The 13,766-nt window shown below is 67.0% G+C and carries 10 protein-coding genes and 1 pseudogene; 6 read left to right on the forward strand and 5 right to left on the reverse strand.

What is annotated here, in order from left to right; genetic code table 11:
- Positions 1-7 precede the first annotated feature (7 nt).
- Together AD017_RS37645 and AD017_RS36835 are read right to left on the reverse strand one after the other, a co-directional pair.
- Positions 8-241, reverse strand: a complete 234-nt coding sequence (locus tag AD017_RS37645; RefSeq protein WP_145984162.1) for a hypothetical protein — start codon at positions 239-241, stop codon at positions 8-10.
- A 436-nt stretch (positions 242-677) separates the two neighbouring features.
- Positions 678-1,049 carry a MarR family winged helix-turn-helix transcriptional regulator gene (locus tag AD017_RS36835; protein WP_060577351.1) on the reverse strand — a complete coding sequence of 124 codons (372 nt, stop codon included), beginning with the start codon at positions 1,047-1,049 and terminating at the stop codon, positions 678-680.
- Between the two features lie 510 nt (positions 1,050-1,559).
- Here AD017_RS36835 and AD017_RS34030 point away from each other — a divergent pair.
- The 3 genes and pseudogenes from AD017_RS34030 to AD017_RS31730 all read left to right on the forward strand — a co-directional run bounded on the left by AD017_RS34030 (position 1,560) and on the right by AD017_RS31730 (position 4,543).
- On the forward strand, positions 1,560-2,015 hold the full coding sequence (locus AD017_RS34030; RefSeq protein ID WP_082538449.1) for an Lsr2 family protein: 456 nt from the start codon (positions 1,560-1,562) through the stop codon (positions 2,013-2,015).
- 1,657 nt (positions 2,016-3,672) lie between these two features.
- A pseudogene (locus AD017_RS36840) lies at positions 3,673-4,014 on the forward strand (hypothetical protein).
- Between the two features lie 154 nt (positions 4,015-4,168).
- On the forward strand, positions 4,169-4,543 hold the full coding sequence (locus tag AD017_RS31730; RefSeq protein ID WP_168172330.1) for an anti-sigma regulatory factor: 375 nt from the start codon (positions 4,169-4,171) through the stop codon (positions 4,541-4,543).
- A gap of 188 nt (positions 4,544-4,731) precedes the next feature.
- Here AD017_RS31730 and AD017_RS34040 read toward each other — a convergent pair whose 3' ends face one another.
- On the reverse strand, positions 4,732-5,217 hold the full coding sequence (locus tag AD017_RS34040; RefSeq protein ID WP_082538448.1) for a CBS domain-containing protein: 486 nt from the start codon (positions 5,215-5,217) through the stop codon (positions 4,732-4,734).
- Between the two features lie 1,257 nt (positions 5,218-6,474).
- Between AD017_RS34040 and AD017_RS31735 the strand changes: the two genes are divergently transcribed.
- The 3 genes from AD017_RS31735 to AD017_RS34965 all read left to right on the forward strand — a co-directional run bounded on the left by AD017_RS31735 (position 6,475) and on the right by AD017_RS34965 (position 10,187).
- Positions 6,475-7,215 carry a VOC family protein gene (locus AD017_RS31735; RefSeq protein ID WP_060577355.1) on the forward strand — a complete coding sequence of 247 codons (741 nt, stop codon included), beginning with the start codon at positions 6,475-6,477 and terminating at the stop codon, positions 7,213-7,215.
- Between the two features lie 1,307 nt (positions 7,216-8,522).
- A complete protein-coding gene (locus AD017_RS31745) occupies positions 8,523-9,512 on the forward strand; it encodes an ABC transporter substrate-binding protein (protein WP_082538447.1) in 990 nt (329 codons plus the stop codon).
- Between the two features lie 180 nt (positions 9,513-9,692).
- Positions 9,693-10,187, forward strand: coding sequence for a hypothetical protein (locus tag AD017_RS34965; RefSeq protein WP_145984161.1), 495 nt, complete (start codon positions 9,693-9,695; stop codon positions 10,185-10,187).
- 357 nt (positions 10,188-10,544) lie between these two features.
- On the opposite strand, the gene AD017_RS31755 is transcribed toward AD017_RS34965, so the two are convergent.
- Complete coding sequence (locus AD017_RS31755) at positions 10,545-12,857, reverse strand: tetratricopeptide repeat protein (protein ID WP_060577359.1); 2,313 nt, start codon at positions 12,855-12,857, stop codon at positions 10,545-10,547.
- Positions 12,791-13,678, reverse strand: coding sequence for an AfsR/SARP family transcriptional regulator (locus tag AD017_RS31760; RefSeq protein ID WP_060577360.1), 888 nt, complete (start codon positions 13,676-13,678; stop codon positions 12,791-12,793). Before AD017_RS31760 ends, AD017_RS31755 begins: the two co-directional genes overlap by 67 nt.
- Positions 13,679-13,766 lie beyond the last annotated feature (88 nt).

The following is a 13,766-nucleotide window of genomic DNA, read 5'->3' on the forward strand; positions in this document are numbered from 1 at the left end:
GCCCGGCTCAGGCACCCACGGCCGATACACCCGCCGACGCCGCGGCTTCCACGCCGCTTCGACCTCCGCCACCGCACAGCGGGTGCGATTCACCCCGGTGAACCCACGCGGCCAGCCAGCGGTGCACCACATCGGCTCGGACTTTGCCCTCGGACTTCTCCACCAGCTCCTCGATCTTGGGCAGGAACGCGTCGATCGCCCGCGACCGCCGCCGAGGTCCCGGCAGATCGCCGCCGACCACGCACAGCAGGTCAGATGAAACGCTTCGAGAGTCTCCATGATCTCCCTGCCGGACTTGGACCCGATCCTCGGGACGGACATCGGGCGCTGCATGAGCACCAGCACCCGACCTCGTCCGGAGGGATCACCTGTGTCGCGACACGGCCAGCCTGGAGATCACTGCTGACCGCACAAGGATTTCTGTTGTCCGCCGACCGGGGACCTACACGCCCGCACACCGGAATTCCTCAAGATCCGTCGGCACCCGGCCCGGCCGAGGCGAGCGGGGCGTCCCGGCAAGACCACCTCGGGATCCTAGACCGTGGTATCAGGCTTCTCATGGCCCGACACTCTCGTTGGTGGCTGCTCGAGGCGCGCCCGCGACGCCCTCGAAGCCGCCGACAGGCTGGAGACGCATGCGGAAGAACGACCGCGCTGCTGGTCGTGTCGATGCCGAGCTAATGCCGTAGCGGTTGCACGGTGGGCGGGGTCAGAATCGCGCCCATGCGCTTGAGCTCAGCGCGGTGCAGGGCACCGAGCTGGGCGAGTGCCTGCTCGCCTCCGGCTGTGAGCGCGACCCGGACGGTACGAGCGTCGTCGGGATCAGAGCCCCGCTGCACCAAGTTCTGGCCCTGTGCCCGGTTCACCAACTCGACCGTGCTGTGGTGTCGTAGCTGCAGTCCTTTGACTGCGAGCATCAACTGATACTGCTGAGGGGCGAAGCCGTGCAGCCGTACGGTCTCCTCGCTGAATCGTAGGTAGCGCCGGGCTCCTCCTGGTACTACTCGGCTCGCCTGGTGGTGCCCTGGCTGCGGTCCTGACCGCAGCACTCGTGTGGTGGGGCTGGCGCCAGTCTCCTGGGTTCGTCTGGTCGCGTTCGACATAGACAGCTGCTGTGTCGCAGCGAAACGACGCGACGGTCAGATCTGACACGGTGATGCTCTCTCGGGGTTGGCGCGGGCCGTCCGTCGGCGAGGTCGTCGAGCTGTCCAGCTTTCGATCCACCGTGCCGGATGGCGCATCTGTGCACCGGTCATGTCGGTGGCGCCGTCCGTGCCAGGCGAGGACACACGGATGGATACGACCGTCAGGTTCCGCTCCACGCTGCGTTGGCTCGCAGGCAGTGCATCTCGAGGTGCAGGGCCGGCATCAGCTGGACCTGACCGGGCTCACGGAGCTGGAGCTCGCTCTGCAGGTAGGTCGAAAGGTGGCATTCGGCTCGGCGGCTCGGCCCGAGTGTTGCCGCGGGCTCGTCGCATTGAACCGATACGGCACCGTGAAGCACGGCTCACTCCTTCCGGTAAAATCGGATTCCGCGACACCACAGAGAGAGGGCTATCGTGACACAAATCCACACTGTACGATTGGTCGACGACCTTTCCGGTGTCGAGGCCACCGAAACTGTTGCGTTCGGCCTCGACGGCAAACAGTTCGAGATCGACCTGAGTGGCGACAACGCGAACACCCTTCGCGAAGCGCTCGGCCCGTTCGTCGCCGTCGCCCGCAGATCCGGGGGCCGTCAGGCACGTCAGCGTAGACGCGGTACCGCCGCGAGTAGCAGCGTGGAGGCACGCGGACGCAGCCAGGCGATACGAGTGTGGGCACGGGAGAACGGCTATGCTGTTTCCCAGCGTGGGCGGATCCCTGCCGATGTGGTATCGGCCTATGAGGCGAGTGCTTCGAACTCCAAGACGGCAACTGCCGCCCCGGCCAAGTCTCGCAGGGCGGCGTCGAACGGTGCGGCCCCGCGCACGGCGGAGACAGCAAAGACGAACTCGGTGCAGTTCAGCGGCTGAGCCGGGTGCCCGTCACGACGCGCGTCGGACTAGCTCGGTCGATGTGAGCCAAGCTCGGGGTTTGGGCTGGAAGCCGACCCGTCCGGACAGACCAAAGACTCCGCCACAGGGCTGCTATCGCGGAGTCGGCGGCGTCCGGCCGTCGGGGAGCTGTCCCGGTCTGCCCGTGGCTTCGGTCGGCGGATCATGTTGGAGAGAGACAGCAGGGTGTGCGGCAGTGTGGCTGACCCCTCTACGTCTATGACGTACCTGGTGGGCAGGTCCGCGGTGCTCGAGGTGACTCGTCCAGCTGAAGGGCATCGCGAATCTTTCGCGTAGGTCGAGCTCGACGTTGACCTTCGACTGCTGTTGAATCGGAAAACGCCGACTCATGAGTCCCCTCTGACGTGCGGGCCGGCGATCAGTTGCGATTGGCCGTCGTCGTGCGTAGCGGCCTCTCGATGGCGAGCGATGGCGCATTTAGCTCGGCCGGAACGCCAGCTAGCCCACCGTGCACAGGTGTACCGCGGACACCGTCGATCGCCTTGGGCCACGTCGAGCGAGGACCGCGAAGAAATCCGATCAACCGCCGATTCCCGGGGCGGCCGGGGCAGGGGGTTACCGGGTCGCCCCGACCGCCGTGCAGCCCGGGGGGGACAAGGCTGCCCTGTCAGTATCCTCCCTTCGGGCTCATATCGCACGACGGGACACGGTCTCTGGCGCCACACGAAGCACGCATCTCACGTCGATGACGCGCAGCTGGTGATCGATGAGGGATCGATACAGCCGGCCCGCTCAGACGTCGATGACCCGTTGCGCGCTGCCATCGCCTACCGGCGGGAAGTCAATCGACGCGCGTCAGTGTTCCGGCGTTTCTTCGGCGGTGAGATCCCCGGGCATCACCGTGGCAACCAGCCCTGCGATGAACTGGGGTACCTCTGCAGGGGCGAGTACCAGCGCCGGGCTCTCCGTTGGGTTGCTTGGTAGATCTCCACTTCGAGGACGGTCTGGGGGTCGTCGGGGCCGGCAACTCCGATGATCTTCCAGTTGGTGTGTCGAGTGTTGTCGAAGTGGCTGAAGGGCGAGGTCGGCACGAGGTTGAGCATGCCCCGCTCCCACAACCGGACACATCAGGGATCTCCCTGATCCATTCCATCGACCAGGCGTCGGGCGGGTTGACCCGCACTTGAGACGCCCGACCGCCAACTCCTTCTCCCGGCGAGCCCCAAGTGACTCGGCCTACCAGGAAGGACCGTCCGGGTATCACCCGCAGACCGGTGGCGACGTGGCCTACACCGGGCGGTCGCGAACGGGCCTAAACGAAACCCGCTGAACACCCGCTGAACATCGGCTGCTGCCGACCCGCGCAGCGTTCGAGCTGGAGGGAGATGCGGGGTCCGTACGGACGGACGGACCCCGCATCTCGCGACTGTCGCTTACTTACTGATCCAGAAGTTCGGGGGCTGTTCTGATAGATCACCCTCCCGTTCGTCTCGATCCGATCGCCGTCCCTGTGGCGTGCCTCGACCGTCATCTCATCGGCAGATTTACTACTAGCTAACCACGCGATCCCGTGTCAAGACCTGCCTGCACCGGCCAGCCGGGCGGTGCTACCGGGACGGTTCGACCTCGGCCGGGGCGGTTCGACCTCGGGCCGCGGAGACGCGATGCTGGGGCGATGACTGAAAACCCGGAAGCCCTGGACCTCGATGAGGCGGGACTGGCTCGCGGGCTGCCCCGCCCCGGCGATCATCGCGATGGGGTCGGGGAGATCCCTTTCCGCCCGGTCCAGTTCAGCGACAACGACCTGGCGACTGCCTTGGAACGGGCTGCGCGCTGGCTGCGTGAGACTCAGGAGTAGCTCGGTGAACCGGTGAACGTGCTTGCGGTCCATCTCGACTATGACGACGCACCGCAGGCGGTGTACTACGAGCTCAAGTTGCTGTGTAACGAAGAAGATCTGGCCGGAGCCCCCCTTGCCGTGCGGGCCAGAGCTGCCAGCCACGATACTCGGCCGTAAGCCCCATCCACGTGATGCAGCGTCAGCGTCGGCGCGGGACCGCACACGACCAGACCCCCGCACACGGCGTGTCCACGAGTGAACGACAAATGCAGTGGGTACATCCAGTCAGGGAGTTGGCTGAAGGTGTCGGCGACTCAGACGGAGGACCATGGTGACCGATCTGGACTTCACTGCCGAATCGTTGTGCCTCGGCCGCTGCGACCAGACCGCTCTGCGGCGGCTCCGCCACTGGTTGCGTCAGCGCGTGCGGAACCCGGATCTGGCCATTGATGCTGCGCTGGTCGTCACCGAGCTCGTGACCAATGCGATCGAGCATGCAGGGGGTGTACGTGCGGTACGGATGAGTGTTGCTCCGACCAGCCGGGTCCGAGTCGAGGTCGACGACTGGGCCCCGGGGACGGCCCCGACCATCGACCGTTCTCGCTTCTCAGGTTCGCACGGCTACGGGATGGTCGTAGTCGACCACGTGGCGTCGTGGGGAGTTCGGTACTCGGATGCCGACAAAACGGTCTGGGCCTGCTTATGATCCGACACTCGATAGCAGCTCTCCGAATTGTTGCCTCGCAGCGACAAACTCAGTGCTCGTGGAACGAATGTGGTCCACAGCCGACTTGTCAGGCGGACATATGGCTTGCCCCCAACCTGGCCGAGGTCGATCCAGAGCGCGCCGATATCGGTAGGTCTGTCCGGACCGGATCCAATGGCCACCAACATCTAATGCCTCGTAGCGTAGTGGCGTACGATGTCGGTGGCGGTGACGATCCCGCGTACTCGTCCGCCAGACTCGACCAACACCATGTCCTGCCGTTTTGCAGACATCGCCGCTGCAGCCTCGACTAGTCGTGTTGACTCGGGAAGCACGATTGCTCGCACCAGAGGTGATTCGGCGGTCAAGGTCACGTGCCCGATCGGACTATGCTGTGCAGCGATCCCGCGCAGCACATCAGACTCTGTTACCACACCCACGCATCTGACGCCGTCGAACACTGGCAGGTGGTGAGTCCCCTGGACGAGCATCAAATCCAGAGCAGTTCGAATCGGCGTGTTCGGAGTGATCGCAACCAGCCGGGTCGACATGAGTTGCCGGAGACGAGGGTCGAGCGTCTCGGGCGGCGCGTCGGGCCGGCAAGAGTCGGTGATGCTGCGTTGGCCGGTTGCAAGTTGTTCTTCCGGCGTGGGGTCGAGGTCGTCTGGTTCCATCCGTCCCGGCGTCTCCTTCGAACGACTGGCAGCGGCCGACAACGGAGCTTGGTCTGTTCGGAGGGTTCGAGGTGGAGGCCAAAGCCAGGTCGTGTGGCGTCAGAGGTCCCGTTCAGGGCGAGGCCGTTCGACCTGCTTTCTCCTATAGGCGTGGCCGACCAGGTGGCGCCGAAGGCGTCTCTGCGCAGTTTGGCGGCATCCCGGGTTCGCCAGACATCTCCGATACTCACCTGCGCCCCGAAGCCCAGTGCCGCAATTGCACCTGACATCTCACTGGCCTCCACTGGAGATTGCACCGGCAGTGCAGGGCTCCGGTTCGCCACATGCGGGTCGAAATGGATCGTAAAACGTCGGTCAATCTCCGCACACAGATCGAGAGATTTAGATTGTGGGCAGGTCCTGCCCGCTGCAGGGGGTTCTGAGTCCTGGGCTCCCCAGCAAAGGATTAGTGCAGTGCGGCAGAAACTGTAGGTGATCTCTGATCAACCCAGTCCTGACCTCGCCATGGCCTGGCAGACTTCTGCGTACGGAGAAGCCGGGCCTGACGCACGTGGAGTTGAGCGTCGTGGAGCAGCTTTTCAGGCGATAATGGAAACCGTCTCGACTGGAGCACCGGCGGTCGAACTCGCCGTCGCTACGGGCCTCGCGCAAGACAGAGCCTGCCTGGGCGCCGCTACCGCACTGAAGGCCTGGCCGGACTGGCCGACCGTTCCCATCATCCGCGCCGCCATCGTGGCAGCTCGACGAGCAAGCTGGGGCCCGAGACTGCGGGAGGCGCGCCGTAACCATCCCCGGTGGAACCACTCCGACTGGGCCACGAACTCCCCCGAACCCGCCTGCCCCGCCGTCACGATCGGCAACCCAACGGACGCTGATGCGCAACAACCTGATCGCCCCACGCCGCAGCGCCGAGCGCACTGCCACCAGCGCCAAGAACTCGCCGAACCCGCGGAGCCCTGACAGCTCGGCTCCATGGGTCAGTCTGGGGCCTCGGGCAGCTGAGCCCGGTCGAGGTCCAGACGTCCCGTTGATCGCCCACGCCCCCTCAACTCCCCACCGACACCAGCAACCAGACTCTGGGCAGCCCCCTGGGCAAGGCGTACCACCTTCACCGGCACCCCCTCGAGATGCGCGACCGAGCCATCGAATTTGCCCCACGGGTGGGGTAGGCAAGGACGCCGCGGAGCAGAGCCCTTGGGATAACCACGTCGTTGAGTTAGGTTACCCTAAGACGACATTTGCCACCGTGGAGGACCAATGCCGGAGCAGTCAGCCGCGTTCGATCACCTCATCCATTGGGTGCACGACCTGGATGCAGCGAGGTCCTCGTATGACGAGTCTGGCCTGCCGACCCAAGCTGCGCTGACAATGCCCGGGTTCCGCAACGCGGCCTGGAGTGTCGATGATGAGCGGTATGTCGAGCTGGCCACGGTCGATGACTGGGAAGCTGTCGCCGCCTCCAAGTACGCCGGGAGCCTCGACATCCTCAAGGCAGCAATCGAGGCGCGTCCCCCTTCAGGTCTGGTGACCTTCGCCGTCGACGTTCCGGACGTGCGGGCGACGGCGGCCCGGCTTCGCGAGGCCGGCCGCGACGTGGTCGAGATCGAGGTGCGGTTCGAGGAACACAACGCCGGGTTCGTCGAGGCCTTCGTCCGCGATGCGCCGTCATACTTCCCGTTCTTCATCAGCTACCAGCCTCCGCGCGCCGAGATCGCCAGGATGCGTGCCGCGCACCGCGCCGCCGAGGTAATCACCTCCGAGGACCGCCCGGATCTTGTCGCCCTCCTGGTTCGCAGCGGCGCCCCGGAGACGGACGCACGTGATCTGGCGGAGCTCGTCGGAAGTGAGGTGGATGGCTCGACCGTCGCCCTGTCCGGTGCCGAGGTCCGCTTCGAGCAGGGCGCCCCCGCCGGCCTGTACGGGATCGAGGTCCGCGGACTCGACCACGCGAGCGGTTCGATCGAGGTCGCAGGCATGACCGTGGTGCCAGAGACGTAGACGGGGACTCAGGAGAGAACCCCGAGCCCGGGCCGGACCAGCGAACCGCCTGGGGCGCCCGCTGGGGCACTACTTCCCGGCGGGACGTCGTCGTCCCTGTCGGCCGGCACTGTCCGACTCGGGCCGCGAGACCAGTCCGCCGTACCCGTGCCGACACACACCATGCCCACGTCGGCCCACGTCGGCCCATGTCGTAGCCCGGCAGGATGGTGACGACGAACGACTCATTTCCCCTGCCCGCGCTGCCAGGTCGGGCGGCATCGGCTCGCCCGGGACATGGACCAGTCAGCCCCCGGCGGCCGCCAGGGCGGTCTCGGTTTCGCGTCGGGATCCCGCGTGGACGACGTGGGTGGTTCGGCGGCGTCGCGCCGCCGCGACCAGGTGGCGACCTGCACCGGTCCCAGGGTGGGCACCGGGCCCCCGAACAGGCCGCCATCTCGACGATGATCTTCAGATAGTCCGAGTTCTGCTCCAGGCACTCGGCGACGAAGACGTCCACCCTCCAGCGCATCGGCGTCGCGGGCGAACGTGGGTACCGGGCCGTACTGAGTCCGCTCCCACCGGGCACGGCCGCGAGGATGCTGGCGGTCTAGACGTCGGCAAACGGTGTCGGCGCGGTCGACGACCGTTGTTCGCGATACCGCCCCGGTAGCTCAGTGAAGGTGAACATGTCCAGTTCAGTAGTCACACCGAAACAGGGGCCTCTCCGTCTGGGGCGAAGGAATGCACATGGCAGTCGATGAAGCCAGGCAGCCGGGTCTGCCACGCCCGTCGACGAGATCGACACCGTCCGGAAACCTGTACATCGGAGCCGCAACCGCCGAGCCCCGGCCGGTCGTTTCGATCTCGACCGACGTGGCCGTATCGTCCCGGAACACCATGCAGATCTGCTTCTCGTGCACGGGGACCCACCGTTGATGACGCGGAGCGCCGAACAGATCGGGAGGCACGGGTTCGTCTGGGCCTCAGGACTCGAGCAGGTAACGGGAGGCCGGATCGACACCGAGGCGGCATGGGATCGGCCCGCGCAGTCGACAGGTTCCGGTCCGGGGTTGGCCGGATCGGCGCCGAGGAAGCAAGATCGAGACGGCTCCACGGCTATGCTGACGAACACTGGCTCGTGCCAGCGTGGCCCACCTGCCACCACTCCCCCGACGCAGCTGACCGGTCATGGCCTGGGCGGGGACAGCGCGCGGTTTCTACCTCTGGGGAGTTCTCGATCGGTACCGCAGCCAGTACACCCAGCCAATTGTGAACCCCCTTCATAGTTGACTAAGGTTCACCTTACTCGATGAGTAGGAGGGGCCATGCGACGACGACAGGCTGTTGTCGGCCTTCTGGGCGCACTAGCGGCCGGGCTGATGGCCGGCTGTGGTTCCGGCGCCCAGCAGATGCCTGCCGATCCGACCGGAGAGCTCGGTGCGTTCCCGGTGACCCTGACTCACGGCCAGGGCACCGTGACGATCCCGGCAGCGCCGCAGCGGGTCGTCGTGCTCGGACTTGCCGACACTCAGATCGCCACCGCGCTCGGCGCCACGATCGTCGGCGCCACGATCAACCCGTCCAGCCCGGACGGCGCCTGGCCCGGAGTGTCACCCCAGGTCCGGCCCGAGCTCCGCACACTTGACTCGATCACCCCGAACCTCGAGGCGATCGCGGGGCTGCGCCCCGATCTGATCCTGATGACGACTGCGCAGCCGTCGTTCTCCGCGGCCTATGCCGAGATCTCAGCGATCGCACCGACTGTCTCCTATCGAACGGAGCTGTTGCAGGACCCCGGCGAGGAGCTTGTACGAATCATCGGGCACGCCCTCGGGCGCGACGACGAGGCACAGCAGCTCATCGACCGCTCGTCGGCCACGCTCGCGGAGTTCCGCACACGACACCCGGAGCTCGACGGCGCCCGGTATGCGTTCGGTCAGTACGTCCAGGGCGGGACCTACCTCGTCGTCTCTCCGGGCAGCCCGGTGACAGCACTGTTCGGTGACATCGGGTTGGAGCTGCCTGCGCCGATCGCCGGACTGCCGGTGCAGCAGGCCGCCACCACGCAGGTGGCCGCCGAGAATCTCGGGGTACTCGACAGCGCCGACATAGTGTTCCTCGGCGTCGGCGCGGATTCCGATCGCACTGCGTTCCTCAGCCAGCCGCTCGTCGCGGCATCAGCGCCGGCTCGCGCAGGTCGTCTGCACTTTCTGACTTTCGATCAGGCAGGGCTGCTGTTCCAGCCGAACCCTGCCAACACCGAGGCCGTCCTGGGCTTGCTGGAACCATTGATGTCGGGGGTGGGCACCCGATGAGCGCGGCGACGACCGGGCCGGGACCGATCTGAGCCCGTGCGCCGCGCCCGGGCGATACAGGCCACCTTGGCCCGTCAACGGCTTCGCTCGGTGTCTCGGTATCTCGACCGGCCTCACAGCATGGACATGCCCCCGCACGCACAGACGGGCACCCGGACCACGCGCGTACGACTCGTTCGAGTGAACAGGGCTGGATGGAGTAACACGGAGGCGCTATATGTCGCTCACGGGAGCGTGAGGGAAGTCAGGATTGGTGTTGCGCTTCTGGCGGCAGGAGTTGTTGTCGTCGTCGGAGCAGCATGGTGCGGTTTCTCGACCTACACCGTGGTGGTGACCTCACCGAGCAGTTCGATCACTGGCAGGAGCGAGCAGCCGGCGACGCGGTGGGCATGTTTACCGGCGGCCGACGCCCCGCTGTCGTCCGTCATGTCTGGACAACTGTCGTCCTGGCGGACCGTCGTTGTCCAGATCGGGGAGACGGTCCAGCACGTGGTGGCCTGCCCTGTGGGCACCACCCTCACCGTTCGGGTCGATACGACTGTCGATGCCGACGACTGGCCCACCGAGCTCGGATGCAGGCTGCTCGACGACGCCGGAGTTCAGGTGGCGCAGGCCCGTTCTGTCCCGGGTGCACGAAACAGCGAGGATCTGGTGTGTCGTGCTTCGATCGGCTGAAATACCCTCCGGCTGCGCGATCGGGCCACGGAAAGGTCCACGATGCCCGCAGCAGGCCTGCCCTGGCGTCTGCAGGACCGCGACAAGCTAGCGTAGTCGGCCGCACGCGGCCAGCCACGGCTGTGGCGTGTACGCTTCGTGCCTGACTTGCGTGGCTACTGCCGCCGCCGCTTGCCCGGCGTCGTCATCGCGACGGTGCCCCGTCGCGCCGGGACGGCTGCCTGGCGCCTGATCTGTGTGCGAACGGATCGTTTCGACACAGCCGGGAAGCTCGCCCGGCAGCGACCAGTGATTCTGGGACGTGGACGACCGCACCCGCGAGGGCGCCAGCACCATCGCCAGGAACACGACCGGCCGCTACCCACCGACCGACCCCGTCCCGGGGGCGGCGAGGTCGGACGCGATATCGAACTGGGCGGACAGGGCGCGGGCGTCGCGGGCGTGGCGCTCGGCGGCGACGTCGTCGTGGACGGCGCGTAGGCAGCGGGCGAGACCGTGATAGGCGCGCGCCTGTTCGTAGCGGTCCCCGATCCGGGCGGCGAGCTCCAGGGCACCGCTGTGCCTCTCCCGGGCGGACGCGGGTTGGCCACTTGCGTGGTAGGTCTCCCCCAGGCCGTTGAGCACCTTCGCCTCTCCTGGGCTCTCGCCGATGGCTCGGCAGAGCGCAAGTGAGTCCTGGTGGTAATCAAGGGCCAGAGCGAGGTGCCCTTGCCTCCGGTAGACGACCGCAAGGTCATCGAGATTGTAGGCCTCAGCTGCCCGGTCGCCGATCTCGCGCGCAAGGTCGAGTGCCTGCCGATGGTGTCCGGCGGCCTCGGTGAGGTGGCCCTGCACGCACCGGAGCAGGCCCAGGTTGCCCAGCCCGTAGGCCTCACCGCTTCGGTCGTGGTTGTCACGGAACAGAACGAGGCTTCGACGGTGGTGTGCCATCGACTGTTCGTGTCGTCCCAGGCGGGCCAGCGCCAGGCCCAGGCTGGCATGCGTGTAAGCCTCCCCTACCCCGTCATCGAGACCTTCGAACAGGGCGAGCCCCCGCCGATGGTGCTCCACGGCTTCCCGGTAGCGCCCTTGTCGACGCCGCAGGAATCCGAGAGCCGAGACCGCCCATGCCTCTCCGCTGCGGTCCCCGCAGTCCCGGAACAGCTGCACTGCCCGAACTTGGTCGGCGGCGGCATCGGCATACTGGCCTCGTTGCCAGGCGATCGCTCCCAGGTTGATCAACGCGTCGGCTTCGCCGCTGTGGTTCTTGGCGGCGCGGAACAACGAGGCAGCTTGTTGGTGGTGTTCGGCCGCCTGCAGGTAGCGGTCCTGCGCTCGGTGGGCCAGGCCCAGGTTGTCGAGTGCGCGGGCCTCGCCGAGTCGGTCGTCGTTGTGCGCTGCGGCGCGGCGCGCGTGAGTGTGCACGGCGAGAGCGTCCGCGTGGTGCCCACCGAGCTGGAAGTACCGGCCGAGTACAGCCGCCAGGTCTGTCGCGTGGGCCGGCCAGTCATGGGTCGCGGCGTGGGCGCACACGGTGACCAGGGTGGCGCGTTGAACGTCGAGCCAGGTACGCGCGGTGGTCGCGTCATGCATCGGCGGGGTGGGGGTGGTGGCTGTGTTCACGCCCGGGCGCCGTCGCGCCTGGGCCGGGGCCAGGACGTTCATCGCGCTCGCAGCGCTGTGCAGGTAGTGGTCGAGCAGCCTCGTCTGTGCCTGCCGCCGGTCGTTCTCGGTGTCGGTGTCGGTGCAGCGCTCGATCGCGTATGCCCGCAGCAGGTCGTGCATCTCGAATCTGTTCGGCGCGATCTCGCGGATCAGGTTCGCACGGGCGAGGGTCGCCAACACCGCGTCGGCCGGGCCGAGGTCGGTGTCGACGAGTGCGGCGGTGCCGTAGAGCTCTAGGTCGGGTCCGGGGTGGAGACCGAGCAGGCGAAACGCTCGTGCGGCCTCACCGGGAAGCTGGTGGTAAGACCAGGAGAAGACCGCCCGCACCGCGGTGCGGGGGTCGCCAGCAGCATCGAGGACCTCCAGCCGACGGTGCTCGTCGTTCAGCTCGGCGACGAGTGTCTCCAAAGGGGTCGCGGGGCGGGCCGCTGTCAGCTCCGCTGCGACTCGCACTGCCAGCGGCAAGCGGGCGCAGCGCTGGGCCACGACCGTGGCCCAGCTGGGGTTCTGCTCGGCCCGGACACCGACCAGCGACTGCACCAACACGACGGCGTCGGCGACCGGGAGGCGATCGACTGTGAGCCGGCGGGCGCCGTTGCGAGCGACCAGCCCGGCGAGCGAGTCACGGCTGGTCACCAAGACCGCGGTCGAGGGTGTGCCGGGAAGTAGCGGGCGGACCTGTTCGGCCGACATCGCGTTGTCCAGCAGCACGAGGAGTCGGCGTCCGGCCACCAGGCTCCGGTAGGTGGCCGCGAGCTCGTCGAGTTCGGCCGGTATCTGCGTGCCGGGCGTGCCGAGGGCGCGGAGAACCGCGCCGAGGGCCTCGGAGGCGTCCAGCGGTTCGTCCGGGTCGTAGCCACGCAGATTGATGTGGAGCTGGCCGTGGGGGAAGCGATCGCGGTGTCGGTGGGCCCAGTGCAGCGCCAATGCCGTCTTGCCGACACCGGCGGTCCCTGAGATCACCGAGATCCGGGGGCTGGTCGGTGTCTCCGACAGAAGGTGGTCGAGCTGGGCGAGCTCGGCCACCCGACCAGTGAATCCGGGGACGTCGGACGGAAGCTGGTGGGGCACCCTCGGGGCTGGTTGTTGTGGTGTGGGCTCGCCGTGGCTGACCGCGGTTCCGGCGAAATGTCCTGGTAGTGCTGTTGCAGGCGCCGACCCGGCTCGACGCCGAGTTCGTCGACCAGGTTCTGCCGGACCGCATGGAAGTGGCGTAGTGCCTCTGCCTGCCTGCCGCAGCGGTAGAGCGTCAACATGAGCTGGCCGGCGAGCCGCTCATCGAGCGGATGCGCAGCGGTGCGAGTGGTCAGCTCGGGCAGTAGCTCGGAATGTCTGCCGCATCGCAGCAGTAGGTCGTTACGGTCGAGCTCGACGGAGAATCGTTCACGTCCCACCTCGTCGCGCAGTGCGTCGACCCACTCTGATTCCAGGCCCGTGAACGCGTCGGAACGCCACAGCCCCACTGCCTGTTCGAAGTGTTGCAGAGCGCGTTGCTGGTCGTGGTCCGCGCGGGCCCGGGCGGACAGGTCGCGGAACTGGTGCAGGTCGACAGTCATCGGGTCAACGGCGAGTGAGTAACCACCGGGTCTGCGAAGGATCGCGACGTCGGGAAAGTCGGCGAACACCCGGCGTATGCGGGACAGGTAGCTGTACACGGTCTCCCGGCTGCGCCTCGGCGGGTGCGCCCCCCAGATTCTGTTGATCAGCTGGTCGGTCGAGACCGTCCGGTTGGCCTCGACCAGCATCGCGACCAGCACCAGTTGCTGGCGCGCGTGCCCCAGGCCCACCAGCTGTGTTCCGGACCGGGCCTCGATGTCACCGAGCACGCGGAACTCCACCACGTCCATGCCCTCTCGCTCGTCGCAGCAGCACCGTTGCTACCCAACCTGAGCTGCAGATTCAAGGTGTGCGCAGGGTCGACGCAGCATTCGGGCC

It is taken from the genome of Pseudonocardia sp. EC080619-01, from assembly GCF_001420995.1.
GTDB lineage: Bacteria > Actinomycetota > Actinomycetes > Mycobacteriales > Pseudonocardiaceae > Pseudonocardia.

Bases quoted from the DNA above. Each gene is read 5' to 3' on its own strand.
- AD017_RS34040 (WP_082538448.1), bottom strand. From the start codon at position 5,217: ATGGAACCAGACGACCTCGACCCCACGCCGGAAGAACAACTTGCAACC.
- AD017_RS31735 (WP_060577355.1), top strand. From the start codon at position 6,475: ATGCCGGAGCAGTCAGCCGCGTTCGATCACCTCATCCATTGGGTGCAC.
- AD017_RS31745 (WP_082538447.1), top strand. From the start codon at position 8,523: ATGCGACGACGACAGGCTGTTGTCGGCCTTCTGGGCGCACTAGCGGCC.
- AD017_RS31760 (WP_060577360.1), bottom strand. From the start codon at position 13,678: ATGGACGTGGTGGAGTTCCGCGTGCTCGGTGACATCGAGGCCCGGTCC.